Consider the following 23,517-nt stretch of genomic DNA (forward strand, 5'->3'; position numbering starts at 1 on the left):
GCTCACCCCTCTCCCCGGCCGTTCGCGGCGGTCTTGGCCGCCCGCCGTACGGCCTCCGCCACATCCGCGTCCCGCTCCGGCGGGACGGTGCGCAGGTCGACCAGGCAGCGCCCGCCCTCCACCCGCCCCAGGACGGCGGGCTCGCCCAGCCGCAGGGGCCCGGCGTACTCCTCGGGCAGCGCCACCGCCGCGCTGGGCAGGGTGACGCCGGGCGCCCCTCCCCCGCCGACGGCGGCCTCGCTGTCCACGGCGCGGGCGTCGACGTCCGCGCCGCGCAGTTCGGCGGCGAGGCGATCGGCGCGTGCCCGCAGGTCCCCGGGGTCGGCGTGGAGCATGGTGCGGACGGGGGTGGCGGGGCCCCGCAGCGTGGCCTCCAGCGCCGCCAGCGTCATTTTGTCCACCCGCAGCGCGCGGGCCAGCGGGTGGCGGGCCAGGCTCCGCACCAGGCCGGCCCGGCCCAGGAGCAGGCCGCACTGCGGGCCGCCGAGCAGTTTGTCGCCGCTGGCGGTGACCAGGGACGCGCCCGCGCGCAGCCAGCCGGAGGCGTCCGGCTCGTCCGGAAGCACCGGTTCGGGGCGCAGCAGCCCGGAGCCGATGTCGGCGACGACGGGGACACCGGGAGGGCAGAGCCGGGCCAGCTCGGCGACGGAGGCCGATCGGGTGAAGCCGGTGATGCGGAAGTTGGAGGGGTGCACCTTCAGCACGAAACCGGTGTCGGGGCCGATCGCCGCCTCGTAGTCCTCGGCACGGGTGCGGTTGGTGGTGCCGACCTCGCGCAGCCGGGCCCCGGTGGACACCAGCAGGTCGGGCAGGCGGAAGCCGTCGCCGATCTCGACCATCTCGCCCCGGCTGACGACGATCTCCTTCCCCGCCGCGAGCGCGGTCGCGGCCAGGACGAGGGCGGCGGCGCCGTTGTTGACCACATGGGCGGCCTCGGCGTGCGGCACCGCCTCGCGCAGGGCGTCCAGGGCGGAGGCGCCGCGCCGGGAGCGGGCGCCGGTGGCCAGGTCGAGTTCCACGTCGGTGGGGCCGCAGGCGGCGTCCACCGCCTCCCTGGCGGCCTGCGACAGCGGCGCCCGGCCCAGGTTGGTGTGGAGCAGCACGCCGGTGGCGTTGACCACCGGGCGCAGCCCCCCGGCCGTCGGAGGCAGCGCCGCGGCCGCGGCGTCGGCGACGGACTCCGGGGGGATCTCACCGCTCCGGGCGCGCTCCAGGGCCCGCACGACCGCGGACTTCACCGGTGCGCGCCCCAGGCGCCGGGCGGCCCCGGTCAACCTGGGGTCGGAGAGCACCACGTCCGTACGGGGGAGCCGGCGGCGCGCGTCGGCCGGGGGGGCCTTCCCGGTATGCGTGTCCGCGGCCTGTGCGTCCGCCGTCGCGGTGTCGCGGTCCATCCGGTGGCCTCCTGGTGGGACGCGGTACGGGTACGGGCCCGGCCGGCCGCCGTCCGTCCGGCGCCGCCCGTCCGTACGCGCGGCGCGGCTGCGGGCGGACGGCGGCGGTCTCCGGCGTGGCGCGGGGCGTCGGCCAGGATAGGCGCGCGACCGCCCGGCACCGTGGTGCCGCACCGCCGCGCGCCGCGTCCTGGCGCGTGCCCGCCCCTCGCCCGGTCAGTCCTCGCAGCCGTCTCCGGGGGCCTCCGGGTCACCCGGCAACCGGGTACCGGCGGACCACCCGACCGCCGTCGGCCGTGGCCGGTGCCGTCCGCGCCTTCTAGGCTGCCGATCATGAGGATTCGTATCGTCGACGCCTTCACCGGCCGGCCCTTCGCGGGCAACCCCGCCGCCGTCGTGCTCCTGGACTCCGGGCCGTTCCCCGGTGACGACCGGCTCCAGCGGCTCGCCGCCGAGGTCAATCTCTCCGAGACCGCCTACGCCCGCCCACTGCCCGAGAGCCCCGAGGCCGACTGGGCACTGCGCTGGTTCACCCCCGTCACCGAGGTCAACCTCTGCGGCCACGCCACGCTCGCCACCGCCCATGTGCTGCGCTCCACCGGCGCGGCGGCCGGCACCGTCCGGTTCGCCACCCGCAGCGGCATCCTCACCGCCGAGGCGGCCGCCGACGGCTCGATCACCCTGGACTTCCCCACCGCTCCGCTCACCGAGATCCCCGTGGGCGAGGACGTCCGCGCGGCCCTGGGCGCCGATGTGCTCTCCGCCCACGACACCGGGCCCAACGTCGGCGACCTGCTGGTCGAGGTGGCCGACGAGAAGACCGTGCGCACCCTGGCCCCCGACCTGGCCGCCGTGGCACGGCTGAGCCACCGGGGCGTCATCGTCACCGCGCGGGCCTCGGACGAGGGCGGGGCGTACGACTACGTGTCGCGCTTCTTCGGCCCGGCCGTCGGCGTCGACGAGGATCCGGTCACCGGCAGCGCGCACACCGCGCTCGCGCCCCTGTGGTCGGGCCGGCTGGGCCGCGACCGCCTCACCGGTCTCCAGGCGTCGGCCCGCACCGGCCTGGTGCGCACCACCCTGCGCGGCGACCGCACCCTGCTGACGGGGGAGGCCGTGACCGTCATCGACGGGGAGCTGCTCGCCGGACCGTGAGCCGGCGCGCTCGTCGCCGTACCACCGGACGGGGCGGGCCGCGGGCGGCCGTCAGCCCGTGGGCAGCCAGTCCACCCGGCCCGCCAGCAGCGCGTACCCGACGAACGCCACGATGTCGATCAGGGCGTGCGCGGCGACCAGCGGGCCGACCCGCCCCCACCGCCGGTACAGCCACACGAAGATCACCCCCATCACCACGTTGCCGACGAACCCGCCGATCCCCTGGTAGAGGTGGTACGACCCGCGCAGCAGCGAACTGGCCGCCAGCGCCGCCGCCGGGCTCCAGCCCAACTGGCCGAGCCTGCGCAGCAGGTAGCCGACGACGATGACCTCCTCCACCACGGAGTTCTGGATCGCCGAGGCGATCAGCACCGGGATCTTCCACCACACGTCCGGCAGCGATTCGGGCACCACCGTGAGGTTGAAGCCGCTCGCCCGCGCTCCGAGGTAGAGCAGCAGACCGCTGCCCCCGATCCCGGCCGCGACCACCGCGCCCCGGCCCAGGTCGGACCAGGGGCGGCGCAGGTCGAAGCCGATCCTGCCCAGCCCCGGCCCGCTTCCGGTGCCGCCTCCCGGCTTCTCCGGCCCCTCGCGCGTCAGAAGGTGGGCGACGAGCAGGACCGGCACCAGAGCGGTGGCGATGCCGAACAACTGCCAGGCCAGGTCCAGCCAGGGCCGGTCGGGGGCGTACGAGCCGTTGAGCCGGGCCGCCTGGTCCTTCAGGCCGCCGGGCCGGGTCAGCGCCCCGATGAAGCTGATGAGCGCCGACAGGGCGCTCGCGCCGAGCGACAGCGCCAGCACGAGCAGCGTCTCGCGGCCCAGCACCCGCATGCCCGGCGTACCGTCTCCGCCCCCCGGCTCCGGCTCCCGTCCGCGCCCCGGTCCGTGTTCCTCGTCGCGCACTCCCGCTCGCACTCCGCCTCCCGCTGTGCCGTTCGTCCGTCCCCGGACATGGAACGACACAGCTTGCCCCACCGCTCCCGCCCTCCGGCGGCGGGCCCTGCGAAGGACGGGGGAGGCGGGGTTCGGGGTGTGGGGCACGGGTCCGGAAGCGCTTCCGGGCCGCCGCGGCCTTACGGGCCGGCCGGCCAGCCGTGCACCGGCTCCCCGGTGCGCACCAGCTCGCAGTAGCGCCGCACCGTCGCCGCCAGCGCCTTCTCCCGGTCCAGTCCGCCCTCCAGGGCCCGGTGGTAGGCGTCGGCCTGCCAGGACGCCCCGTTGACCCGGCGGCGGCAGCGTTCCTCGACGACCGACAGATAGCGGTCCCGGTCACCGGGCTCGATGCCCCAGACGTCCAGGCCCCGGGCGGCCATGGGCAGCAGCTCCTCCAGCACCAGCCGGTCCACCGGTACCGCCGACAGCTCCCCGCCGCGGCCGGGGCGGGGCCACCACAGCCGGGCGTCCATGCCGTGGCGGCAGGCGGCGTCGAAGTTCTCGGCGGCGGCGGAGAACGGCATCCGGTTCCACACCGGGCGCGGGTCGTCGGCCAGTGCGCGCACCAGGCCGTAGTAGAGGGCGGTGTTGGCCAGTACGTCGGTGACGGTGGGGCCGGCCGGCAGCACCCGGTTCTCCACGCGCAGGTGCGGCACCCCGTCGGCGACGCCGTACACGGGCCGGTTCCAGCGGTAGACGGTGCCGTTGAGCAGCGTCATCTCGGCCAGCGAGGGGATGCCTCCGGCGTCCAGCACCTCCAGCGGTTCCTCGTCCTCGCAGACGGGCAGCAGCGGCGGGAAGTAGCGGCTGTTCTCCTCGAACAGCTCGTAGGCCGAGGAGATCCACCGCTCGCCGAACCAGGTCCGCGGCCGCACCCCCTGGGCGATCAGCTCCGGCTGCCTGGTGTCGGTGGCCTGGAGGAAGAGCGGGGGGCGGGACTCCCTCCACAGCTCGCGGCCGAAGAGGAAGGGCGAGTTGGCCCCCACGGCGACCTGGACGGCCGAGACGGCCTGGGCGGCGTTCCACACGTCGGCGAAGCGGCCGGGGGTGACCTGCAGATGGAGCTGCACGGAGGTGCAGGCGGCCTCCGGGGCTATGGAGGACGAGGCGTACCTCAGGTGTTCCACGCCCTCGATGTCCAGGACGACCTCCTCGCCCCGGATGGCCATGATCTGGTCGTTCAGCAGGGTGTAGCGGTCCGCGGCGGTGAGGTTCGCCGATACCAGGTCGTCTCCCGTGAGTGTCGGCAGAATACCGATCATCACAATGCGCGCGTCGACCTCGGCCGCTTTGCGGTCGGCATAGGCCAGACCGGTGCGCAGCTCCTCGGCGAGCTGGTCCAGCACCCGTCCGGACAGCCGGTGCGGAAGGATGTTCACCTCGAGATTGAACTGCCCCAATTCCGTCTGGAAATCCCGGCTCGCAATGCGTTCCAGTACCTGCGTGTTCATCATCCGGGGCATCCCCTCGGCGTCCGCGAGGTTCAGTTCGATCTCCAGTCCCATGAGATCACGGGGGCGGTCGAAGCGCTGCTCGTCCAGCAGCCGCCGCAGCCCCTGGAGGCACCGCTGGAGCTTGTCCCGGTATCGCTGGCGGTCGGACAGGGCGAACCCGCTGGCCTCGACCTTCTCGCCCATCGATGCGTCCCTCCTCGAGTGAACCGTGACCGGATGATGCCCCGCGGATGCGAGAGATAACGCCCCGTGCGACAGTGAGGATCCGGTAAGCTGGACCCAGGCTTTCACGGGGCACATTCCCATGTCATACGTCGGGGATACGTCGGCGCCGCCGGTTCGCCGGCGTCCTCCCGCCGACATCGGCCTTGCGGGCCCCGCCCGCAGGGAATAGCGAAAAGATACGGACGACCGCATAGTCAGCCGCTTTCCAGGTCAGCGGTCGCCCATCCGAGGACTCGCAGATGGAACACCGCTGGAAAATGTCCGGATGACCTCTTGCCGGTAACATGCGGGACAGCTAGCCGAAACACCCTCTGAACAACCTTCGTATAAACTCCACGAAAGCGGCTGAGACGCGACCCGACGATGGGCGCGCATCCGCCGTCTCCCTCATTTCCGGCCTTCTTCTTCACGGCCCTTCCGTACGCCGACAGCGCCGTCCGCGCCAGCAGCTGAGCACCACCGTGTCTCCGATTGAGAGGCGACCCACCATGCCCCTGCGTGTCCAACCGGCCCCGGCACCCGCTCTGCGCAGTGTGCACGCGGCCCTCGGTTCTCCCGCCGGCCTTCGAGGCGACACCGCCCCTCCCGGCCTCCGGGCCCGGGCGGGCTCGGTGCGCCCGGACCTCTCCCTGCCGCTCCACGTGCTGGACGGGATCACCGCATCCGCCGGGCCGCCCCGCACCAGGCTGACCGGCTGGCGCTTCCTGCTGCGGGACGCGCACGGCGTGGCGGGCGCCGCCGACGCGATGCTCACGGCGGACGGCTGGACGTTCTCCCACTTCTGCGGGGGGCCGTTCGTCGCCTCCGCCGAGACCGCCCTGCGCCGCGCCGAGACGCTGCCGGCGACGTACCAGCCGCGTCTGCTGTCGGTGCCGGAGCTCTACATGCTGACGCTGTGGCTGCACGCCGACACGGAGGCCGACGCCGCCGACGGCTCGCCCGCCCCGGCCGATCTGCTGGTGCCGCTCGCTCCGGCCCCGCCCGGGATCGCGGCGCACCGGCCGCACCGCGTCGACGGCCTGCTGCCGCTGCTGACCCGGCGGCTGGGGCCCCCACCCCTGCTGGGCGCGCCCGCCTGATCCGCGACGGCGCGGCCCGGCGGCGGGCGTGAGCGACGGTGGTGCCCCGAGGCCGGACGGCCTCGGGGCACCACCGTCGCTCACGCCCTCTCGCATGACTGGTCGTCCACGGCCCCGACATCACCCGAACGGATGGTTCTGGGCCGGGCAACCGCCTCCCGGGGAGCCCGTCATCGGAACGTGAGGAGAGCCGCGGCGAAATCCCTGCGGAATCCCGGCCGCGGGACAACACTGGGGGGATCGACCGAGAGACACGGGGGCGGCCATGAAGCACGCATCCAACCGCAGCACCACCACATCGCAGCGAAAGAACCCCACCATGTGTCAGCACCAACCGCCCTGCCCGTCAGCCGACTCCACCGACCGGGAGGCCGCCCATCTCGTGGCGCACCATCCGGAGCAGGGCTGGAGCCTGCTGTGCAACGGCGTCCTGCTCTTCGAGGACACCGGCGAACTGCTGCCCGACGGGCAGATCATCGCGCCGCACCGGCCGCTCGGCGCCGAGCACGTCACGACCGCCGCCTGACGGCGGGCGGGCACCGCGCCGCAGCACGACCGCACAGGGGACGGGCCCCCTGCCCGCGCGGGCAGGGGGCCCGTCCCCTGTCGGCACCCGGCGCCGGCCGGGCGCGGCTCAGCCGTCGTACTCGTCCATCGGGGGGCAGGAGCAGACCAGGTTGCGGTCGCCGTAGGCGCCGTCGATGCGCCGCACCGGCGGCCAGTACTTGTCGGCGGCCACGACGCCGGCCGGGAACGCCGCCTCCTCGCGCCCGTACGGGTGCTCCCACGCACCGGCGAGATGCGCGGCGGTGTGCGGGGCGTTGCGCAGCGGGTTGTCCTGCGCGTCCCACTCCCCCGAGGCGACCTTCTCGATCTCGGCCCGGATCGCGATCATCGCGTCGCAGAAGCGGTCCAGCTCCGCCAGGTCCTCGCTCTCGGTGGGCTCGATCATCAGCGTCCCCGCCACGGGGAAGGACATCGTCGGGGCGTGGAAGCCGTAGTCGATCAGCCGCTTGGCCACGTCGTCGATGCTGACGCCGGTGGCCTTGGTCAGCGGGCGGACGTCGATGATGCACTCGTGGGCCACCAGACCGCCCGGGCCGGTGTAGAGCACCGGGTAGTGCGGCTCCAGCCGCTTGGCGACGTAGTTGGCGCCGAGCACGGCCACCTGGGTGGCGCGGCGCAGCCCCTCGGCGCCCATCAGCCGCACATACGCCCATGAGATCGGCAGGATGCCCGCCGAGCCCCAGGGCGCCGCCGAGATCGGCCCCACACCCGTCTCGGGGCCGGCGGCGGGCTGGAGCGGGTGGTTGGGCAGGTACGGCGCGAGGTGGGAGCGGACGGCCACCGGTCCGACGCCCGGGCCGCCGCCGCCGTGCGGGATGCAGAAGGTCTTGTGCAGGTTCAGGTGGGAGACGTCCGCGCCGAACTTCCCCGGCTTGGCCAGGCCCACCAGCGCGTTGAGGTTGGCCCCGTCCACGTAGACCTGGCCGCCGGCCTCGTGCACGGCCGCGCAGATGTCGGTGATGTGCTCCTCGAACACACCGTGGGTGGAGGGGTAGGTGACCATCAGCACCGCCAGCTCCTCGCGGTGCTCGTCGATCTTGGCCCGCAGGTCCTCGACGTCCACGTCGCCGTTCTCGCCGGTCCTGACGACGACGACCCTCATCCCGGCCATCACGGCGCTCGCGGCGTTGGTGCCGTGCGCGGAGGACGGGATCAGGCAGACGGTACGGCCGGCCTCTCCGTTCGCCCGGTGGTACGCCCGTACCGCCAGCAGGCCCGCCAGCTCGCCCTGGGAGCCGGCGTTGGGCTGGATGGAGACCTTGTCGTAGCCGGTGATCTCGGCCAGCCGCTCCTCCAGCTCGCGGATCAGCGTCAGATAGCCCTCGGCCTGCTCGGCGGGCGCGAAGGGGTGCAGTGCGCCGAACTCCGGCCAGGTGACCGGTTCCATCTCGGTGGTGGCGTTGAGCTTCATGGTGCACGAGCCCAGCGGGATCATGCCGCGGTCCAGCGCGTAGTCCCGGTCGGCCAGGCGGCGCAGGTAGCGCAGCATCGACGTCTCGGAGCGGTGCCGGTGGAAGACCGGGTGGGTCAGGTACTCGTCGGTGCGCAGCAGGGAGGCGGGCAGCACCTCTCCGGCGGCCTCGTCCAGCGCCTCGGCGTCCCCGGCCCCGGACTCCACCCCGAAGGCGCCCCACACGGCGGCGAGCTGCGCGCGCCCGGTGGTCTCGTCGCAGGCGATGCCGACGTGGTCGGCGTCGGTCAGGCGCAGGTTGACCCCGGCCTCGCGGGCGGCGGCGACGACCTCGGCGGCCCGGCCGGGCACCCGTGCGGTGACGGTGTCGAAGAACGTGTCGTGGACTACCTCGACCCCGCCCTCGCGCAGCCCCTGGGCGAGGGCGGCGGCGTAGCGGTGGGTGCGGCGGGCGATGGCGGCCAGCCCGTCGGGGCCGTGGTAGACGGCGTACATCCCCGCCATCACGGCGAGCAGCACCTGGGCGGTGCAGATGTTGCTGGTGGCCTTCTCCCGGCGGATGTGCTGCTCCCGGGTCTGCAGGGCCAGGCGGTAGGCCCTGGCGCCGTCGGCGTCCACCGAGACACCCACCAGGCGGCCGGGCAGGCTGCGCGCGAACTTCTCCCGCACCGCCATGAACCCGGCGTGCGGTCCGCCGAAGCCCATCGGCACGCCGAAGCGCTGGCTGGACCCCACCGCGATGTCGGCGCCCAGCTCGCCGGGGGAGGTCAGCAGGGTGAGGGCGAGCAGATCGGCGGCGACGGTGACGACCGCGCCCAGCCCGTGCGCCTCCTCGATCACGCCGCGCAGGTCGCGCACGGCACCGGAGGCGCCCGGGTACTGCAGCAGCACGCCGAAGACACCGCGTTCGGCGGCCTCGGCGGGGATGCCGCCGGACAGGTCGGCTACGACGACCTCCACCCCGGTGGGCTCGGCGCGGGTCTCGATCACGGCGATGGTCTGCGGCAGGCAGTCGGCGTCGACCAGGAAGACGCCCTGCTTGACCTTGCCGACACGCCGGGACAGCGCCATGGCCTCGGCCGCCGCGGTGCCCTCGTCCAGCAGCGAGGCGCCGGAGGTGGGCAGCCCGGTCAGGTCCGCGACCACGGTCTGGAAGTTCAGCAGCGCCTCCAGGCGCCCCTGCGAGATCTCCGGCTGGTACGGGGTGTAGGCCGTGTACCAGGCGGGGTTCTCCATGACGTTGCGCAGGATGACCGGCGGAGTGAAGGTGCCGTGGTAACCCAGGCCGATCATGGAGTGCAGCACCTGGTTGCGCCCGGCCAGGGAGCGCAGCTCGGCCAGGACCTCCGCCTCGCTGCGGGCGGCGGGCAGGTCCAGCGCCTCGGTGCTCTTGATCACCTCGGGTACGGCGGCGGCGGCCAGCTCGTCCAGCGATCCGTAGCCGACCTGCGCGAGCATCTTGGCCTGCTCACCGGCGTCGGGGCCGATGTGCCGCTCCTCGAAGGGAGTGCCCCGCTCCAGCTCCGCGAGGGAGGTGGCGGGAGGAGTGCGGTCTGCTGTCATCTGGAGGCCTCCTGGTCTGCGCGACCTGCGAGGGGCACCGTGGCGCGGGTGCCCGGACGGCCTCCCCCTCTGTCATCGCGACCTGAGAGCTTCACCGGCCCACGTCCGCGGCCCGGTTTTCACCGTCGGTGAGGAGGGGCTGCGGCGTCGTCCGTCGCGGCCCGCCCTGCTTTCCAGAGTGACCTCGCCCGCGCGGTACGTGAGCCTGAGAGATTCCGGGGAGGATTTGCTCCTTCGGCGCCTCCGGCACTGTCACCGGAGGACTCTCCCGCTCGGGGTCAACAGCCACTTCAGAGCCTACCAGCGCCCGGTGGCACCGGCCCGGCCGCGGCCCTCGCCGCCCTGCCCGAGTGGCCGACGCGCCGAATGTGCCGTTTCGTTGTTTGTGGCGACTGTTTGCGAGCAGGCGCCTCTTCGTGCGAGGAGTTGGAGGGACCGCCGTGCAGACCGACATCGACCCGCGGAATCTGATAGGCCTCAAGGCTTTCGACAGCGCCGGGCAGAAGATAGGGACCGTGGACGAGGTGTACCTCGACGACGCCACCGGCGTCCCCGAATGGGCGGCGGTGCGCACCGGGCTCTTCAGCCGCGACGCCTTCGTCCCGCTGGAGCCCAGCGAGGTGGTGGAGGGGACGCTGAAGGTGCCCTTCGAGCGCTCCCTGGTGAAGGAGGCGCCGGACTTCGGCGTGGGCCGCCACCTCTCCCCCGAGCAGGAACTGCAGCTCTACCGCCACTACGGGCTGGGCGTGCCCGGCGCCGGCGCGCCCGCCTCCGACGACGACATGACGTTCGGGCGGATCGCGGGCTCCGAGACCTGACCGTCCCACGGCGGGAGCGGCTCGGAGGGCTCCAGCCCCGGATCGTCGACCGCGAAGGTGCGCACCCGGCCCGGCGGCGATCCGGGCCGCTCGAACCGCACCGTGACCCGCCCCAGGCCGCTGCCCTGCACCCAGCCCGGCCCGTACCGCGCGTGCCGTACGTCCAGACCGGGCAGCCAGTGCCGTACCACCTCCGTTTCCCTCCCGGAGCCCGCTCCGCCCGCCACCGGGGGCGGAGCGGGCTCCGGAGGCCGGGCGCCGGGCAGCCCGGCCGCGCCGGTCTGGGCGAACAGATCCTCCTGGGTGAAGTCGGCCAGCCCGCTCACCCCGACCCCCAGCAACCGCACCCCGGCGGTGGTGTCCACGCCCTCGACGAGCCGGGCGGCGGCCTCCCTCACCACCGCGGGGTCGTCGGTCGGGCCGCGCAGCGTCTCGGAGCGGGTGAGCGTGGAGAAGTCGTAGCTGCGGACCTTGACCACCACCGTGCGCCCGGAGCGCCCCGCGGCCCGCAGCCGCGCGACGCAGCGGTCGGCCAGCCGCGCGACCTCCGCGTGGATCCGCGCGCGGTCGGTGAGATCGGTGTCGAAGGTGTCCTCGACCGAGACCGACTTGGCGTCGCGCTCGGCGACCACCGGCCGCTCGTCGATCCCCTGCGCCATCGCGTACAGCGCTCCGCCGTGCGCCCGGCCCAGCAGCCGCACCAGCTCCGCCTCCCCCGCCTCGGCGATCTCGCCGACGGTGGCTATCCCCGCCCTGCGCAGGGTCTGGGCGGTGGCGGGCCCGACGCCGGGCAGCGTGCGCACCGGCATCGGCGCCAGCAGCGCCCGCTCGCTGCCCGGCGGGATCACCACCAGCCCGTCGGGCTTGGCCTGCTCGGAGGCGATCTTGGCGAGCATCTTGGACCCGGCCAGTCCCACCGAACCGCTGAGCCCGGTGGCGGCGCGGATGTCCCGGCGCAGCCGTTCGCCGACGGCGCGGGCGGCGCCGGCCGACCACTGCCCCGCCCCTCCTCCCGCCCCGCCCGCCTGGAGGTCCACGAACGCCTCGTCCAGGCTGAGCGGCTCCACCAGCGGCGACAGCTCGCGCAGCAGCCCCATCACCACTTCGCTGACGCGGCGGTAGAGCCCGAAACGGGGGGTGAGATAGGCGGCGTTCGGACACAGGCGGCGGGCCTGGGCCATCGGCATCGCCGAGTGCACCCCGAAGACGCGGGCCTCGTAGGAGGCGGTGGCGACCACACCGCGCGGCCCGAGACCACCGACGATCACGGGCTTTCCGCGCAGACTGGGCTTGGCCGCCTGCTCCACGGCGGCGTAGAAGGCGTCCATGTCCAGGTGCAGGACCGTCGGTGTCCCTCTCACACCCGTGATGCTGCCCTACGCCACTGACAGGGGCGACCGCGGCGCCCGCCGGCTGCGCCGCGCCGGCGGTGGCCCGGCCACCGCGCCCGGGTCACCCCGCCCGGTTGCGGCGGCGCGCCAGCTCGTCGGCCGGATTCTCCCCGACGATCGTCTCCCCGGTGTCGACCCGCTCGGCGTGCAGCTGGGACAGGGCGGCCTCGACGTCCCGCCACACCACGCCGACCGCGATACCGAAGACCCCCTGGCCGCCCTGGAGGAGATCGACGACCTCGTCGGGCGAGGAGCACTCGTAGACCGTCGCGCCGTCGCTCATGAGCGTCATCCGCTCCAGGTCCTCGACCCCGCGCGAGCGCAGGTGCCTCACGGCGGCACGGATGTTCTGCAGTGACACCCCGGCGTCCAGGAGCCGTTTGACGATCTTCAGCACGACCACGTCGCGGAAGCTGTAGAGCCGCTGGGTGCCCGAGCCGTACGCCGGGCGGACGCTGGGCTCGACCAGACCGGTACGGGCCCAGTAGTCCAGTTGCCGGTAGGTGATGCCCGCGGCCGCGCACGCCGTCGGTCCCCGGTAGCCGATCAGCCCGGGGGCGGCGCCCTGCGTGGCGGGGGCGGACCGGGCGGGAGGCCGTATGGAGGACCCGCGCAACGGATACGGATCGCCCGCCGCCCTGCTGTCGCCGGTGCTGCTCACGCCGACCCTCCGTCCTTCACGTCCCGCGGATATGCCCGGGACCTGCCCAATCGACGGTAGGCAGTCACTCGGGGTGCGTCAACGATCGCCACACTCGGCACGCCGAGTGATAATCACCCAAGGAGTGGTTTCGCGTGTCCCCGTCGCGGGAATGGGTGCCGGAATGGCCTGGCGCCGACGGCGCTCACTGGTTGCTGGTGCCGAAGTCCTCCGGGGAGATCTGGTCGAGGAACTCGCGGAACTTCTCCACCTCGTCCTCCTGCTCGTCCGGGATCGCGATCCCGGCGTCGTCCAGCACACCGTCGCTGCCGTAGATCGGCGTCCCGGTGCGAAGGGCCAGCGCTATGGCGTCGGACGGGCGGGCACTCACCTCCACACCGCTGGCGAAGACCAGCTCGGCGTAGAAGACACCCTCTCTGAGGTCGGTGATCCGCACAGCGGTGAGCTCCTGGCCGACCGCCTCCAGGACGTCCTTGAACAGGTCATGGGTCAGCGGGCGGGCAGGCGTCATGCCCTGCTGGGCGAAGGCGATCGCTGTCGCCTCCCCCGGACCGATCCAGATGGGAAGATACCGGTCGCCTCCCACCTCTCGCAGGAGAACGATCGGCTGGTTGGAGGGCATTTCGACCCGGACACCCACAACGTCGAGCTCGTTCACACAGCAACCCTAGGACGTGCGCGCCCCCTTTGGGTAGTCGGGCACCCCGCGACCTGCCCATCGCCGGCGCGAAGTCAGCGCAGCCGCGCCTTCAGCGCCGACTGCACCAGGGCCGCGTGCAGCCGTACGGCCAGCGTCGCCAGCTCCCGTGCGGTCGCCTCCGCGTGCGCCCTGGTCTGGGGATTGCGGTGCCGCCGCAGCGGCGCCACGACCTGCTCGACCAGCCCCGCCTCCCGCTCCGCGGAGGCCTTCACCACCCGCAGATGCCGCGGCTCCAGACCGTGCCGGCCCAGGTCCGCGACGATCCGGGCGATGGCGACGGCCTCGGCGTCGTACCCGCCGTCCCCTCCGGGGCGGATCAGGCCGTACGACTCCCACTCCGCCAGTTGCTCCTCCTCCGCCTCCGCCGCGGCCAGGAGCTCCGCGCGCCCCACCCTCGCCGCACGGGGACTCTCCGCGCCGGCGGGACTGTCCGTGCCGTGGTGGGCCGGGACGGCGGCCGAGGCCCGGTCCCCCTCCGGCGCGTCGAACGGGTCGATGGCCTCGGACGGCCTCGCCGGGCCGGGCAGGGCCACCTCCTCGCCGCGGTCGAGCGCGTCGAGCTGCTCCTTGATGACCCGCAGCGGCAGGTAGTGGTCGCGCTGCAGGCGCAGCACCCGGCTCAGGCGCTCCACGTCCGCCGCGGTGAACTTGCGGTACCCCGACGGGGTCCGCTGCGGCTCCACCAGCCCCTCGGACTCCAGGAAGCGGATCTTGGAGATGGTCACCTCGGGGAACTCGTCCCGCAGCAGGTTGAGCACGGCGCCGATGCTCATCGGAGCGGACTTCGCGGCGGCGGTGCCCCTGCGGGCACCGCCGGACCGTGATTGCAGCATGGACGCCCCCGGGGCGGTGGGTCAGACGGTGCGCTGGCTCGCGAAGAAGACCAGCCGGTACTTCCCGATCTGGACCTCGTCACCGTTGTTGAGCACGACCGAGTCGATCCGCTCGCGGTTGACGTACGTGCCGTTGAGGCTGCCGACGTCGGCGACGGTGAACCGGCCGTCCGGGCCGCGCCGGAACTCCACATGGCGGCGGGAGACGGTCACGTCGTCCAGGAAGATGTCGCTCTCGGGGTGGCGCCCCGCCGTCGTCAGCTCGCTGTCCAGCAGGAAACGGCTGCCGGAGTTCGGCCCCCGGCGCACCACCAGCAGCGCCGAACCCATCGGCAGCGCGTCCACGGCCGCCTGTGCCTCGGGGGACAGCGACGGCAGGGCCGTCTGCCCCGTCATCTCGGCGTCGTAGGCCTCGATGCCCGAGATCGAGATGGTGGAGGTCGTCTCCGAGGAACGCTCGGGTACGGCGCCCCCACGCAGCGGCGCTCCGCAGTTGGAGCAGAACCGGCTCGCCTCGGCGGCGCGGTTCCCGCACCTCGCACAGACCGGCAAGTCAGCTCCTCCACCCGTACTCGAGGCTGATGGTGCCTCGGAACCTATGCGGCCGGACGCTCCCCGGTCAACAGAGACAGGGCCGTGACCACCCGAATTGTCGCCGGGCGCGACCTCGTCGCGGAAGAGCGGGCGCTCCGCCCCCTCTGCGGCGGACTCGCCGCCGCGCGGCGCACGGTGCCGGGCGCCGTCACCGGCGTCCTGACGCTTGCCGAACAACTTCCCAAGAAAACTCACGGGCGATTCCCCTCGCACGAAACAGACCCGCCCGTGGGGCAGGACAGACCCTCGATGCTCACGGTGGCCGAACCGGACGCCCTCACAACGTCCCTGGCCTTCGGACAGTTTCCCTTACCCGCAGGTCGGCAAGCGCGCCGACCCCCGGTTTCTTCACGCGTCGGCTCACTGCGATGACGACTGAGCGTAGTCAGGCCGCTTCGCCGATCGCAAGGCATCCACGACGATCTTCTCTGAACGGGTTATGGACACGGTGGCCTGCTCCTTCTCCAGGGACTGGACGACACCGCCCGGGATGTTGAGCGCCGGCTCGAGGTCCTGCGGCGTGCCGATGACCTCGAAACGGTATGGCGAGGCCACCTTGCGGCCGTCGATCCTGATACCGGCGCCGCTGTCGGTGAAGTGGGTGCTCGTCACCACCCGTACTCCGTTGACCTCGATGGCCTCGGCACCCGCGGCGCGCAGCTCCTGGATCGCGTCCAGCAGCATGTGCGCCTCGACCGTGCCCGCGGCGTCGTCCACCGTCATCCGGATACCCGGTCCCTCGGCCGCGACCGTACCCGCCAGCACGCCCAACTGCCGTGCCCTCTCCTCGGTCTGCCGACGCGCCTCCTCCGCCTGGTCCGAGCTGTTCTCCAGTTCGGACTTCTGGTTCTCCAGCTTCCCCCTCTCCTCCTCCAGCCGCTGGGTGCGGCTGTCGAGCTCGTCGAGGATCCGCACCAGGTCCTCCTGCCTCGCACCGCGCAGCGGACTGTTCTCGCTGGTGGAGCGGACCTGGATGGCGAGTCCCAGCCCGAGGACGAACAGCAGCAGTGCCACGGTGAGTTGGTTGCGGTTCACCCGCGGTGGCCACAGCCCGCGGATCAGCCGTTCACGTCCGCCCGGAGAGGGCCCCTCGCCGGCCGGGGCAGCGGGTCCCGAGGACCCGGCCGGCTCCTCCGGCACCTCTGCGGCCCCGTTCCGCTCCTCCTCCGGGTCCCTGCCCGGCGGTGTCGTCCTGTCGTCGCTCATCGCTCACTCACGCCCGGAACACATGCCGCCGGATGGCGGCGGCATTGGAGAAGATACGGATGCCCAGCACCACCACGACGCCCGTCGACAACTGCGCGCCGACGCCCAGTTTGTCACCGAGGAAGACGATCAGGGCCGCCACCACCACGTTCGAAAGGAAGGACACCACGAAGACCTTGTCGTCGAAGATGCCGTCCAGCATCGCGCGCAGTCCGCCGAAGACCGCGTCCAGCGCCGCCACGACGGCGATCGGCAGATAGGGCTCGACGACCGTCGGCACCACGGGACGGACCAGGAGTCCGGCCACGACTCCCACGATGAGGCCCAGAACGGCGATCACGATGTGCTGCCCTTTCCTGTCTTCACGGGCTCTGCCGTACGAACGGTGAGGCTGGGCGCGGCCGGCAGCCGCACCCTGTCCTGGACGGAGATGCCGGTGCGGATGCCGTAGTTGTCCTGGAGCACGTCCAGGTACCGGCCGTCGCTGCTGTCCTGGAAGGCGTCGCTCAGCTCCTCGCCGTCGCCCACCGCGAGCAGGGTGTACGGCGGCACGAGCGGTTTGTTGTCGACGAGTATGGCGTCGCCGGCGGCGCGGATGGCGGACAGGGCCGTCAGCCGCTGCCCGTTGACCGAGATCGCCTCCGCCCCCGACTCCCACAGCCCGTTGACGACCCGCTGCAGGTCCCTGTCCCGCACCCGCCCGGTGTCGGCGAAGCCGGTGCTCTGGCGCGGTCCGCCGCCCTCGCCCGGCCCGGAGTCCTCGGCGTCGTCGACGACGAGCCTGATCCCCGGCCCCTCGACCGGCACCGCCCCGGCCAGCAGCGCGACCACTTCACCGCGGTCGCCGCCGTGTTCCTGGAGCGCCTCGCGCTGCATCGCCGCGACCTCCTCGCGGAGGCCGTCCACGCGGGCCTGCAGGCCATCGGCGTCCCGGCTGCCGTCCTCGATCCGGTCGATCAGCTCCTGCCGCTCCCGCGCCTCCGTGGGCGCCTCGAAACGCGCCTGGGCCGCTCCCAGCGTGACCACCAGCGCGGCCAGGACGAGACCGGCGGCCAGAACGAGCTTCCCGCGCAGTGTGCGGGGCAGCCCGGACCGGCCCTCGGCACCGCGGCGGGCCGCCGCTTCCGCGTAGCCGTCGTCGAGGCTGTGCTCCATCACATTGGTGAGCAGCGACATGGAGGCGTCGGGTCGCGCAGGCCGTGAGGGGGTGCTCCGTACGGGGTGCTGCTGCGACATGCCGCACATCGTCGCACGTCGAGGGCCGTACCGCCGAACGGGGCCTCCACAGCTCCGGAGCGCGTCCGTTCGGCGGTACGGTACCGCGGTTCCCCGGAGCCTTCGGCACCCCGGGAACCGCCGGGCCGTCAGCGTCCGGCGCTGTCGACCACCGCCGACCATTCGTCGAGCAGCGCCTGCGCGGAAGCGTCGTCAGGCCCCTCGGCCCACAGATGGGTGACCGCCTCGGCCGGATCCGGCAGCACCATGACCCAGCGCCCGTCGGACTCCACCACGCGCACGCCGTCGGTCGTGTCGACGAAACGTTCCCCCGCGGCCTCGACGACCCGGCGCATGACCAGGCCCTTGACCGCCCAGGGGGTGGCCAGGTCGCGGCGCAGCACATGGGCCTGCGGGATACGGGCGTCGATCTGGCTCAGGGTGAGCTGGGTACGGGCCACGAGTCCGAGCAGGCGCACGAAGGCCGCCGTGCCGTCGAAGACACTGCTGAACTCGGGCACGATGAACCCGCCCCGGCCGTCGCCGCCGAAGACGGTGGCCTCGTCCCGCCCGACCCTGGTGAGATCGTCCGGCGAGGTCGTGGTCCACTCCACCTGGGTGCCGTGGTAGGCGGCCACCTGCTCGGCGATGCGGGTCGTGGTCACCGGCAGGGCGACCTTCCCGCTGCGCCGCTCCGCGGCGATCAGGTCGAGCATCACCAGCAGCGCCCGCTGGTCCTCGATGATCGTGCCGCGTTCGTCCACGAGGGAGAACTTCTCGCCCACGGGGTCGAAGCGGACGCCGAAGGCCGCCCGGGCCGACGCCACGATCTCCCCCAGCCGCACCAGCCCGGCACGACGGGTGTCCGCGGTCTCCGTCGGCCGCGACTCGTCCAGCCCCGGATTGATCGTCAGCGAGTCGACGCCGAGCCGGCCGAGCAGGCTGGGCAGGACGAGGCCGGCGCTTCCGTTGGAGGCGTCCACGACGACCTTGAGACCGGACTCGGCGACACCGCTGGTGTCCACCGCCCGCAGCAGCGTCCCCGTGTAGGAGTCGAACACGCTGGCCGGGAAGCTCAGGTCCCCGATCTCTCCCGGGAACGCCCTGCGGTACTCCTGGCGGGCGTAGACACGGTCCAGCTTGCGCTGTCCCGCCTGGGAGAGGTCGGCCCCCCGTTCGTCGAAGAACATGATGTCGACGGAGTCGGGGACGCCCGGCGTCGTACGGATCATGATGCCGCCGGCGCTGCCTCTCGCGGTCTGCTGACGCGCCACCGGCAGCGGGACGTTCTCCAGGTCCCGCACGTCGATGGCGCTGGCCTGGAGGGCGGAGATCACCGCGCGCTTCAGGGCGCGCGCGCCTCGGGAGTGGTCGCGGGCCGTGGTGACCGTCGACCCCTTCTTCAGCGTCGTGGCGTACGCCCCCGCCAGCCGCACGGCCAGCTCCGGCGTGATCTCCACGTTGAGGATGCCGGAGACGCCGCGGGCGCCGAACAGATGGGCCTGGCCACGCGACTCCCAGATGACCGACGTGTTGACGAAGGCGCCGGCCTCGACCGTCTTGAAGGGGTAGACCCGGACGTTGCCCTGGACGATGGACTCCTCGCCCACCAGGCACTCGTCGCCGATGACCGCGCCGTCCTCGATCCGGGCGGCTCTCATCACGTCGGTGTTCTTGCCGATGACGCAGCCGCGGAGGTTGGACTGGGGGCCGATGTAGACGTTGTCGTGAACGACGGCCTTGTGCAGGAACGCGCCGCTCTTGACCACCACGTTGGAGCCGATGACCGTGTGCTCCCGCAGTTCGGCGCCGGCCTCCACCTTGGCGTAGTCACCCACGTACAGCGGTCCGCGCAGTACCGCGTCGGGGTGGACCTCCGCGCCTTCCGCGATCCATACCCCCGGGGAGATCTCGAATCCGTCGATCTCGACGTCGACCTTCCCCTCGAGGACGTCGGCCTGCGCCTTCACATAGCTCTCGTGGGTGCCGACATCCTCCCAGTAGCCCTCGGCGACATAGCCGTAGATCGGCTTGCCCTCCTTCATGAGCTGCGGGAATACATCACCGGACCAGTCCACGGGGACATCGGGGTCGACGTAGTCGAAGACCTCCGGCTCCATGACGTAAATGCCGGTGTTGACGGTGTCGGAGAAGACCTGGCCCCAGGTGGGCTTCTCCAGGAACCGCTCGACCTTCCCTTCGTCGTCGACGATGGTGATGCCGAACTCCAGCGGGTTGGGGACCCTCGTGAGACACACGGTCACCATCGCGCCGCGCTCTCGGTGGAAATTGATGAGTTCGGTCAGGTCGAAGTCGGTGAGAGCGTCACCGGAAATAACGAGGAAGGAGTCGTCCTTGAGGGCTTCCTCTGCGTTCTTCACGCTGCCCGCGGTACCCAGAGGCTTTTCCTCGTTGGCGTAGGTGAGCTCCATTCCGAGCTCCTCGCCGTCACCGAAATAGTTCCTGACCAGGGAGGCCAGGAACTGTACGGTCACCACGGTCTCGGTGAGACCGTGCCGCTTGAGCAGCCGTAGCACATGCTCCATGATGGGCCTGTTGGCCACTGGCAGCAGCGGCTTGGGCATACTCGCGGTCATCGGGCGAAGGCGGGTGCCCTCGCCACCGGCCATTACGACGGCCTTCATGTCGGAAGCGTCCTCCTTGAAGAGACGACATACATGCCGACTGTGCCCGGCCGAAGAGACCCGTGAATCTGTTAAAGGGCCACTCGGGTCTCGCAGCCCCCGACGAGAGTCAGGGCCTAGTCGGCTGCGGCGTCCGCCTTGACAAGTCGGCGGACTTGAACCACATAGAGGATTCCTGCCCACCAGTACAGGGTTGTACCCCAGCCTGCGAACGCCCATCCGAAAATAGCAGCCAGTGACGGAAGCCATCCGCTTCCGTCACTGAGCAGCAGCAGCGGGAAGGCGTACATCAGGTTGAAGGTGGCGGCTTTCCCCAGGAAGTTGACCTGCGGTGGCGCATACCCGTGGCGGTCGAGGACCCAGACGGCGACCAGCAGCATGAGCTCACGCGCCAGGAGCAGCCCGGTGAGCCAGAGCGGGAGGATGCCACGCCACGTCAATCCGACCAGGGTGGAAAGGATGTACAGCCTGTCTGCGGCCGGGTCGAGGATGCGGCCGAGACCGCTGACCTGATTCCAGCGCCGGGCGAGTTTGCCGTCCAGGTAGTCGCTCACGCCGCTGAGCGCGAGCACGAGCAGCGCCCAGCCGTCGGCGTTGGGACCTCCGAACTCCGGCCAGAGGATCAGCCACAGGAAGAGCGGCACCCCTACGAGCCGCGCCATGCTGAGGATGTTGGGGATGGTGAGGACACGGTCCGTCTGGACGCGTGTCTCCTGGGCCTCCACCCGGGACCTCCCGTGAGTCCGTGCCAACGATGCTTCCTGACCTTACCCGCAGCGCGAGGCCGGAGAAGGAAGGGGGTCCCGGGAACGGGGCAGAACGCGAGAAAGCCCTGCCGGGGAACCCGGCAGGGCTTTCTCTCCACAAATCGTTCGGCGGCGTCCTACTCTCCCACACGGTCCCCCATGCAGTACCATCGGCGCTGAAAGGCTTAGCTTCCGGGTTCGGAATGTAACCGGGCGTTTCCCTCACGCTGTGACCACCGAAACACCATGACACACACGCACCGCCGGCCAGACGGGTCGTGGTCTCAGAACCCACACAGTGGACGCGAACATCTACGGACAAGCCCTCGGCCTATTAGTACCAGTCAACTCCACCGGTCACCCGGCTTCCATCTCTGGCCTATCAACCCGGTCGTCTCCCGGGAGCCTTACCCCCTTCAAGGGGTGGGAGTCCTCATCTCGAAGCAGGCTTCCCGCTTAGATGCTTTCAGCGGTTATCCCTCCCGAACGTAGCCAACCAGCCATGCCCTTGGCAGAACAACTGGCACACCAGAGGTTCGTCCGTCCCGGTCCTCTCGTACTAGGGACAGCCCTTCTCAAGACTCCTACGCGCACAGCGGATAGGGACCGAACTGTCTCACGACGTTCTAAACCCAGCTCGCGTACCGCTTTAATGGGCGAACAGCCCAACCCTTGGGACCGACTCCAGCCCCAGGATGCGACGAGCCGACATCGAGGTGCCAAACCATCCCGTCGATATGGACTCTTGGGGAAGATCAGCCTGTTATCCCCGGGGTACCTTTTATCCGTTGAGCGACGGCGCTTCCACCAGCCACCGCCGGATCACTAGTCCCGACTTTCGTCCCTGCTCGACCCGTCAGTCTCACAGTCAAGCTCCCTTGTGCACTTACACTCACCACCTGATGACCAACCAGGCTGAGGGAACCTTTGGGCGCCTCCGTTACCCTTTGGGAGGCAACCGCCCCAGTTAAACTACCCACCAGACACTGTCCCCGATCCGGATCACGGACCCGGGTTAGACATCCAGCACGACCAGAGTGGTATTTCAACAACGCCTCCACACACACTGGCGTGCATGCTTCACCGGCTCCCACCTATCCTACACAAGCCGAACCGAACACCAATATCAAGCTGTAGTAAAGGTCCCGGGGTCTTTCCGTCCTGCTGCGCGAAACGAGCATCTTTACTCGTAGTGCAATTTCACCGGGCCTATGGTTGAGACAGTCGAGAAGTCGTTACGCCATTCGTGCAGGTCGGAACTTACCCGACAAGGAATTTCGCTACCTTAGGATGGTTATAGTTACCACCGCCGTTTACTGGCGCTTAAGTTCTCAGCTTCGCGGCGCCGAAGCACCACTAACCGGTCCCCTTAACGTTCCAGCACCGGGCAGGCGTCAGTCCGTATACCTCGCCTTACGGCTTCGCACGGACCTGTGTTTTTAGTAAACAGTCGCTTCTCGCTGGTCTCTGCGGCCACCCCCAGCTCACCGTGCAAGACGGATCACCAGGCGTGGCCCCCCTTCTCCCGAAGTTACGGGGGCATTTTGCCGAGTTCCTTAACCATAGTTCACCCGAACGCCTCGGTATTCTCTACCAGACCACCTGAGTCGGTTTAGGGTACGGGCCGCCGTGCAACTCGCTAGAGGCTTTTCTCGACAGCATAGGATCATCCACTTCACCACATCGGCTCGGCATCAGGTCTCAGGCTCTCGTGCCAGACGGATTTACCTACCTGGCGCCCTACACCCTTACCCCGGGACAACCACCGCCCGGGCTGGACTACCTTCCTGCGTCACCCCATCACTCACCTACTACCGGATCGGGCCGTCGGCTCCACCAGCACCGCACCCCGAAGGATGCGGGCGGCTTCACGGACTTAGCATCACCGGGCTCGGCCCTTGCGCTCCACAGCGGGTACCGGAATATCAACCGGTTATCCATCGACTACGCCTGTCGGCCTCGCCTTAGGCCCCGACTTACCCTGGGCAGATCAGCTTGACCCAGGAACCCTTGGTCAATCGGCGCAGGAGTTTCCCACTCCTGTATCGCTACTCATGCCTGCATTCTCACTCGTGAACCGTCCACCACTGCCTTCCGGCGCGGCTTCACCCGGCACACGACGCTCCCCTACCCATCGACACCCTCGTTGGAGGTCCATGTGCCGATGACACGACGTCGGCGGTGTGCTTGAGCCCCGCTACATTGTCGGCGCAGAATCACTTGACCAGTGAGCTATTACGCACTCTTTCAAGGATGGCTGCTTCTAAGCCAACCTCCTGGTTGTCTCTGCGACTCCACATCCTTTCCCACTTAGCACACGCTTGGGGGCCTTAGTCGATGCTCTGGGCTGTTTCCCTCTCGACCATGGAGCTTATCCCCCACAGTCTCACTGCCGCGCTCACACTTACCGGCATTCGGAGTTTGGCTAAGGTCAGTAACCCGGTAGGGCCCATCGCCTATCCAGTGCTCTACCTCCGGCAAGCAACACGCGACGCTGCACCTAAATGCATTTCGGGGAGAACCAGCTATCACGGAGTTTGATTGGCCTTTCACCCCTAACCACAGGTCATCCCCCAGGTTTTCAACCCTGGTGGGTTCGGGCCTCCACGACCTCTTACAGCCGCTTCACCCTGCCCATGGCTAGATCACTCCGCTTCGGGTCTTGGGCACGCTACTCAGTCGCCCTGTTCGGACTCGCTTTCGCTACGGCTTCCCCACACGGGTTAACCTCGCAACATACCGCAAACTCGCAGGCTCATTCTTCAAAAGGCACGCAGTCACGACACACCGGCAAGCCGGCGTGCGACGCTCCCACGGCTTGTAGGCACACGGTTTCAGGTACTATTTCACTCCGCTCCCGCGGTACTTTTCACCATTCCCTCACGGTACTCTCCGCTATCGGTCACCAGGGAATATTTAGGCTTAAC

General features: G+C 70.8%; 18 protein-coding genes, 2 rRNA genes and 1 riboswitch (1 of these 21 running past the window's edge). Of the genes, 4 read left to right on the forward strand and 16 right to left on the reverse strand.

Translation table 11 applies throughout. The features are described 5' to 3' along the window. Positions 1-2: 2 nt before the first annotated feature. A complete protein-coding gene (selA, locus tag QPK52_RS01890; RefSeq protein ID WP_410535128.1) occupies positions 3-1,394 on the reverse strand; it encodes an L-seryl-tRNA(Sec) selenium transferase in 1,392 nt (463 codons plus the stop codon). Positions 1,395-1,727: 333 nt separating this feature from the next. Here selA and QPK52_RS01895 point away from each other — a divergent pair, with 333 nt between their 5' ends. Then, on the forward strand, positions 1,728-2,549 hold the full coding sequence (locus QPK52_RS01895) for a PhzF family phenazine biosynthesis protein (RefSeq protein WP_410535130.1): 822 nt from the start codon (positions 1,728-1,730) through the stop codon (positions 2,547-2,549). A 51-nt stretch (positions 2,550-2,600) separates the two neighbouring features. Here QPK52_RS01895 and QPK52_RS01900 read toward each other — a convergent pair whose 3' ends face one another. Together QPK52_RS01900 and QPK52_RS01905 are read right to left on the reverse strand one after the other, a co-directional pair. Continuing rightward, positions 2,601-3,380, reverse strand: a complete 780-nt coding sequence (locus tag QPK52_RS01900) for a CPBP family intramembrane glutamic endopeptidase (protein ID WP_410535131.1) — start codon at positions 3,378-3,380, stop codon at positions 2,601-2,603. A gap of 242 nt (positions 3,381-3,622) precedes the next feature. After that, a complete protein-coding gene (locus tag QPK52_RS01905; protein WP_410535132.1) occupies positions 3,623-5,119 on the reverse strand; it encodes a glutamate--cysteine ligase in 1,497 nt (498 codons plus the stop codon). Between the two features lie 530 nt (positions 5,120-5,649). Between QPK52_RS01905 and QPK52_RS01910 the strand changes: the two genes are divergently transcribed. Both QPK52_RS01910 and QPK52_RS01915 read left to right on the forward strand, forming a co-directional pair. Further along, the gene (locus QPK52_RS01910) at positions 5,650-6,240 is read left to right on the forward strand and encodes a hypothetical protein (RefSeq protein WP_410535133.1); all 591 of its coding nucleotides are present in this window, start codon (positions 5,650-5,652) and stop codon (positions 6,238-6,240) included. 319 nt (positions 6,241-6,559) lie between these two features. Then, on the forward strand, positions 6,560-6,766 hold the full coding sequence (locus QPK52_RS01915; RefSeq protein ID WP_410540161.1) for a DUF5999 family protein: 207 nt from the start codon (positions 6,560-6,562) through the stop codon (positions 6,764-6,766). A gap of 108 nt (positions 6,767-6,874) precedes the next feature. Here the strand turns inward: QPK52_RS01915 and gcvP are convergent, their stop codons facing one another. After that, the gene (gcvP, locus tag QPK52_RS01920; protein WP_410535134.1) at positions 6,875-9,781 is read right to left on the reverse strand and encodes an aminomethyl-transferring glycine dehydrogenase; all 2,907 of its coding nucleotides are present in this window, start codon (positions 9,779-9,781) and stop codon (positions 6,875-6,877) included. Positions 9,782-9,964: 183 nt separating this feature from the next. Continuing rightward, positions 9,965-10,062, reverse strand: a riboswitch (glycine riboswitch). Between the two features lie 159 nt (positions 10,063-10,221). Between gcvP and QPK52_RS01925 the strand changes: the two genes are divergently transcribed. After that, positions 10,222-10,599, forward strand: a complete 378-nt coding sequence (locus tag QPK52_RS01925) for a PRC-barrel domain-containing protein (protein WP_093658531.1) — start codon at positions 10,222-10,224, stop codon at positions 10,597-10,599. Here the strand turns inward: QPK52_RS01925 and QPK52_RS01930 are convergent. The 12 genes from QPK52_RS01930 to QPK52_RS01985 all read right to left on the reverse strand — a co-directional run. Beyond that, positions 10,515-11,960, reverse strand: coding sequence for a DNA polymerase IV (locus QPK52_RS01930; RefSeq protein WP_410535135.1), 1,446 nt, complete (start codon positions 11,958-11,960; stop codon positions 10,515-10,517). The genes QPK52_RS01925 and QPK52_RS01930 overlap by 85 nt on opposite strands. Before the next feature lie 91 nt (positions 11,961-12,051). Beyond that, the gene (locus QPK52_RS01935; protein ID WP_410535137.1) at positions 12,052-12,651 is read right to left on the reverse strand and encodes a MerR family transcriptional regulator; all 600 of its coding nucleotides are present in this window, start codon (positions 12,649-12,651) and stop codon (positions 12,052-12,054) included. Positions 12,652-12,835: 184 nt separating this feature from the next. After that, the gene (locus QPK52_RS01940) at positions 12,836-13,309 is read right to left on the reverse strand and encodes a bifunctional nuclease family protein (RefSeq protein WP_093658537.1); all 474 of its coding nucleotides are present in this window, start codon (positions 13,307-13,309) and stop codon (positions 12,836-12,838) included. Between the two features lie 74 nt (positions 13,310-13,383). Beyond that, on the reverse strand, positions 13,384-14,184 hold the full coding sequence (locus tag QPK52_RS01945) for a MerR family transcriptional regulator (protein WP_410535139.1): 801 nt from the start codon (positions 14,182-14,184) through the stop codon (positions 13,384-13,386). A 21-nt stretch (positions 14,185-14,205) separates the two neighbouring features. After that, the gene (locus QPK52_RS01950) at positions 14,206-15,015 is read right to left on the reverse strand and encodes an FHA domain-containing protein (protein WP_245770037.1); all 810 of its coding nucleotides are present in this window, start codon (positions 15,013-15,015) and stop codon (positions 14,206-14,208) included. A gap of 123 nt (positions 15,016-15,138) precedes the next feature. After that, positions 15,139-15,984 carry a DUF881 domain-containing protein gene (locus QPK52_RS01955; protein ID WP_410535141.1) on the reverse strand — a complete coding sequence of 282 codons (846 nt, stop codon included), beginning with the start codon at positions 15,982-15,984 and terminating at the stop codon, positions 15,139-15,141. Positions 15,985-15,991: 7 nt separating this feature from the next. Next, positions 15,992-16,324, reverse strand: a complete 333-nt coding sequence (locus QPK52_RS01960; RefSeq protein WP_093658545.1) for a small basic family protein — start codon at positions 16,322-16,324, stop codon at positions 15,992-15,994. Continuing rightward, positions 16,321-17,229, reverse strand: a complete 909-nt coding sequence (locus QPK52_RS01965) for a DUF881 domain-containing protein (RefSeq protein ID WP_177213973.1) — start codon at positions 17,227-17,229, stop codon at positions 16,321-16,323. Before QPK52_RS01965 ends, QPK52_RS01960 begins: the two co-directional genes overlap by 4 nt. 119 nt (positions 17,230-17,348) lie before the next feature. Next, on the reverse strand, positions 17,349-19,844 hold the full coding sequence (locus QPK52_RS01970; protein WP_410535143.1) for a sugar phosphate nucleotidyltransferase: 2,496 nt from the start codon (positions 19,842-19,844) through the stop codon (positions 17,349-17,351). A gap of 116 nt (positions 19,845-19,960) precedes the next feature. Beyond that, positions 19,961-20,569, reverse strand: coding sequence for a CDP-alcohol phosphatidyltransferase family protein (locus QPK52_RS01975; protein ID WP_410535145.1), 609 nt, complete (start codon positions 20,567-20,569; stop codon positions 19,961-19,963). Positions 20,570-20,714: 145 nt separating this feature from the next. Further along, positions 20,715-20,831, reverse strand: a 5S ribosomal RNA gene (rrf, locus tag QPK52_RS01980). Between the two features lie 73 nt (positions 20,832-20,904). Next, positions 20,905-23,517: ribosomal RNA gene (locus QPK52_RS01985) — 23S ribosomal RNA — on the reverse strand; it runs 506 nt beyond the window's last position.

It is taken from the genome of Streptomyces sp. KL2, from assembly GCF_046529545.1.
Lineage (GTDB): Bacteria > Actinomycetota > Actinomycetes > Streptomycetales > Streptomycetaceae > Streptomyces > Streptomyces radiopugnans.